Origin of the sequence: Devosia sp. (genome assembly GCF_030689745.1) — a bacterium.
Taxonomy (GTDB): domain Bacteria; phylum Pseudomonadota; class Alphaproteobacteria; order Rhizobiales; family Devosiaceae; genus Devosia; species Devosia alba.
Genome location: NZ_JAUYGL010000041.1, coordinates 1 through 4,380 on the forward strand (window position 1 = coordinate 1; position 4,380 = coordinate 4,380).

Annotated in this window: 4 protein-coding genes; all 4 read right to left on the reverse strand. The window is 63.3% G+C overall.

From position 1 onward, the window contains the following. Nucleotides 1-976: zinc-binding dehydrogenase (locus Q8O80_RS03705; RefSeq protein ID WP_305577061.1), on the reverse strand; the 976-nt coding region annotated here is incomplete at its 3' end. Between the two features lie 210 nt (nucleotides 977-1,186). Continuing rightward, a complete protein-coding gene (locus tag Q8O80_RS03710) occupies nucleotides 1,187-2,356 on the reverse strand; it encodes a diguanylate cyclase (RefSeq protein WP_305577063.1) in 1,170 nt (389 codons plus the stop codon). 174 nt (nucleotides 2,357-2,530) lie between these two features. Further along, nucleotides 2,531-3,646 (reverse strand): site-specific DNA-methyltransferase, encoded by a 1,116-nt coding sequence (locus Q8O80_RS03715; protein WP_371136091.1) that lies wholly within the window; start codon nucleotides 3,644-3,646, stop codon nucleotides 2,531-2,533. A gap of 117 nt (nucleotides 3,647-3,763) precedes the next feature. After that, on the reverse strand, nucleotides 3,764-4,380 hold a 617-nt coding region (locus tag Q8O80_RS03720), incomplete at its 5' end, for a ribonuclease HII (RefSeq protein ID WP_305577067.1).

Genomic DNA, 4,380 nt, shown 5'->3' on the forward strand with positions numbered 1-4,380 from the left:
AGGCGCGCAGCAGGACCTTGCCGGCGCGGCCGGGGACCAGCGCGGCATCCATGGCCTTGGCCGCATCGGCCAGATCGAAAATGCCGCCGACGGGCAGGGGCAGTTTGCCCTGAGCGGCCAGGGTCACCAGCTCGCCGATCAGCTTGCCCTTCTTCGCATTGTCCATGGCGGCGCTGACCTTGGCGCCCCAGAACCCCTTGATGGTGATGTGCTTGAAGATGATGGCGCCCGAGTTGAGCGGCATGGGGTCGCCAGTGGCCGTACCGAACACCACCAGTTCGCCCTCATTGCCCAGCACCTCGACAAGCCCGGCGCCAACCGCGCCGCCCACCGAATCCACCGCAGCACGCGCGCCGTCAGGGCCGGTAATGGCCTTGAGCTGGTCGATCCAGTCGGCGTCCGAAGTCACCACGATATTGGTCATGCCCAGATCGGCCAGTGCCTGCACCGCCTCGTGCCGGCGCACCAGATTGACCAGGTGGATGCCGCGCTCGGCCGCCAGTGCGGCCATTACCTTGCCCACGGCGCCATTGGCGGCGGTCTGGACGATCCAGTCGCCCTTCTTGACGGTCAGGAAATCGAGCAGCGAAATGGCGCTGAATGGCATGGCGATCAGCTGGGCTGCCGCTTCATCCGAAATTGCGTCGGGCAGGGGAACCACGCCATTGGCCGGGGCGATGAAGAACTCTGCCCAGGTGCCGTGAATGCCAGCTGCGGTGACGCGCTTGCCAACCAGCGCCGCATCGACGCCTTCACCAACGGCATCGATAGTGCCGACCGCCTCAGTGCCGCCAATGGCCGGCAGGACAGGCTTGTAGCCATAGCTGCCGCGCGTGGTCCACAGATCGTGATTGTGGATGGGCGACAGGATCGTGCGGATGCGCACTTCCCCCTTGCCGGGGTCCGGCTGGGCGACATCGCGCAATTGGGTAACGTCAGCGGGATTTCCGAAATGGTCATAGATTGCTGCGCGCATGGTGAAGTCCTTGTGGTGAAGTGCTGGGTCAATGCGCGGCAGGCGCGCGGACGCGAGGGGCAGAACCTGAACGGCAGGCAGCAAATGACCCGCCCGTACCGTTCCAGTCACTAAAGTGCCTGTCCTGATGTAGGGATCAAGCACCCCATCTTCCAGACGGTGATCATGATTTTGCGGAAGTGGTTGGCGCTAGGCGCGGCTCAACGCCCTTCACGCCGCGCGCTGCTCGCCATAGCTGCCCGTGCCCGGCACGTGACCGTGGGGATTGTGAACGACGACGCGGTTGCGCCCCGCAGCCTTGGCCGCGTAAAGCGCCGAATCGGCCCGCGCGAACGCCTTGCGGACCGGCTCACTGGCCTTGTGTACCGCAACCCCGAAACTGGCACTCAGACGCTCATCCTCGGGCAGCGTCGCGTGGGTGAGCTGGTGGAAAGCGATGCGGATGCTCTCGGCGATATCGGCCGCCTCCTGGGCCGCGCAGCCGGGTAGCAGCAGCGCGAATTCCTCGCCCCCGATGCGCCCCGCGACATGGCCGCTATGGTTCAGCAACAGGGCAAAGCTGCGGATAACCTGGTCGCCTGCCTCATGCCCGTACAGATCGTTGACCCGCTTGAAATGGTCGATGTCGCAAAAGATCACCGCGCCGGACCGCCCGTATTCAGCAGTCATGGCATCCATCATGCGCCGATTGAACAGCCCGGTCAGGCTGTCGTGCTCAGACTGGTGCTGGAAGGTCTCGATGGTCGCGGTGATGACGCGCGCCAGCAGCAGGATGATGATGATGGGCGTAAGCAGGCTGGCGGCACTCAGAAACAATGCCTCGCTGCTGGATCTGCTGAAGCTGAGGAAGGTGACGTCCGCCCCGATATGCACCGGCAGCGTTGCCAGACGCAGCACCGTGAACCCGGCCAGCACGTAGACCATGATGGTCAGGGCAGTCAGCAAGTGCGATTGACCAAATGCGCGCTGCTGCAACCGCCACGCGGCGTCGAGCATCGCCACGATGCAGGCCAGCTCGAACGCTGCCGCCTGTGCTGCGATGGGGGCGCCAAACCAGCACAGCATGACGGCTGTGGCGGACAGCGTGGCGACGGTGGCAATCACCATGCGTCGACCGGGCAGACCGGGTACCAGCGCCGCGATGGCCTGCCCCGCCAGCAGAAAACCCAGCGGCGCGAGCACCGCAGCGGAAAAGAACTCAATTGCCGTGCCGGCACCAAAGGTGACGATCAGTGTCTGCACCGTGCCATTGACCAGGGCTCCGGACACCCAGGCCAGTGTCGCATTGCGACCCAGCGTGACGCTCGCAGCCGCGCATAGCAGCGCCAGCACGCCAAGCACCGCAGCGATCACGATGTTCAAGCCAACAAGTGTTGTCACTAACCTCTATCCCGCTCCTGCTGGCCCCATGGTGCCTGCCGGGCGTTAACAGAAGCATTCGGTATTGCGTCGTATTGCCTTAATTGCGACCGAATTCGTGGCGTGGCACCAACAAAAAAGACCGCCGGGGCAAACCGGCGGTCCAAGCGGATCCTGAATGATTGGAGGTCAAAATCAGGCCGACATCAATTCTAGTTTCGCCCGGATACCGATCCGAAGATCATCGATTGGGGTCGGGCGACCGGATTGTTCGTGGTGCCAGAATGTCCACCCGTTGCATGCCTCTGCCCCCTGAACCAATGCCCCGACCTTGTGGATCGAACCTTGGTGGGAACCTGAGACGAGTGAGCCGTCAGCACGAACCATGGCAGAGTAACGTTTGTTCAGGTCAAAGAGTTGCGCGCCCGGTTCGATTAATCCCTGCTCGATCAGCGAACCGAACGGAATGCGGACTTCCTTGCGTTTGGGCGTCACCGACTGCAGCGCCTCGAAGACGCCCGGCCGGATCGCTGCAATGCGCTTGAGCGCGGCATTGATATAGCTGTCTTCGCGCTCGATACCGATGAAGTGGCGTCCCAGCTTGCGGGCGACAGCGCCAGTGGTGCCGGTGCCAAAGAATGGGTCGAGCACCACATCGCCCGGCTTGGTGGTCGCGTTCAGAATGCGGAACAGCAGGGCTTCCGGCTTCTGGGTCGGATGCACCTTCTCGTCGTCGTCATTCTTGAGCCGTTCGGTGCCCGTGCAGATCGGAAACAGCCAATCGCTGCGCATCTGCGTGTCATCATTGGCCAGTTTCATGGCTTCGTAGTTGAAGGTAACGCGGCTCTTCTGGCTCTTGGCAGCCCAGATCAGCGTTTCATGCGCATTGGTGAAGCGCGTGCCGCGGAAATTGGGCATCGGATTGGCTTTGCGCCAGATCACGTCATTGAGCATCCAGTAATCCAGATCCTGCAGCGCTGCGCCGACCCGGAAAATATTGTGATAGCTGCCGATCACCCACAGGGCGCCATCGGGCTTGAGTACCCGGCGCGCTGCTTTCAGCCAGGCGCGGGTAAATTTGTCGTAGTGGGCAAAGCTGTCGAACTTGTCCCACTCATCGTCCACCGCATCAACCTTGCTCTGGTCGGGCCGGGTCAGGCCCTGTTCGAGCTGCAGATTGTATGGCGGATCCGCGAACACCAGATCCACCGAGCCAGCGGGCAAAGCGTTCATGTGGTCGATGCAATCACCCACCAGAATGGAATCGATCGGAAGACGCGAAGCCTCTTCCGCAGCGGCTTCTGGAGCCATACGCGCGGTACGCAACATTCACTTAACCCTAACGCAATACTAACACGCCCGTTATAGCGCCGCAGAGTTAATGGAGCGTTTTTGCGTAGGGTTAGCAGGGGGTTAACGGCTACGCCGCTAGCCCGCCAGGAGCCGCAACCGGGCCTGGGTCACCGGGCCAAAGGCCTCGCGATGGTGCCGGCAGGGGCCATGTTCGCTCAGTGCCGTCATGTGCCGGGGGGTGCCATAGCCCTTGTGCCCGGCAAAGCCGAAGGCCGGCGCGTCGCAATCCATGATCGCGCACATCCGGTCGCGCGTCACCTTGGCGACAATCGAGGCGGCGGCAATCGACACGCTGCGACCATCGCCGCCAATCAGCGCCAGCCCGTCGCAGGGCAGGCCCAGCGGCACGTCACGACCATCAATCAATACCCGGTCCGGCCGCAGGCTGAGCCCGCACGCGGCCTGGGCCATGCCCCACAGCGTCGCGCCACGAATATTGCGCGCCAGAATGATCGACGGCGGAGCCACCACCACACTGATCGCCAGGGCAGAAGCGAACACCAGCTCAAACAGGATTTCGCGCTGCTCCTGGCTGAGCTTTTTGGAATCGTTGAGCCCGGCGGGAATGGCGTCCGGGTCGAGCACCACTGCCGCCACCACGACCGGACCGGCCAGGGGGCCGCGTCCCGCCTCGTCGACACCGGCAATCACGCGGGCGCCCCGGGCCTGGAGCCAGGCCTCATGGCTGTAGT

Bases quoted from the DNA above. Each gene is read 5' to 3' on its own strand.
- Q8O80_RS03715 (WP_371136091.1), bottom strand. From the start codon at position 3,646: ATGGCTCCAGAAGCCGCTGCGGAAGAGGCTTCGCGTCTTCCGATCGAT.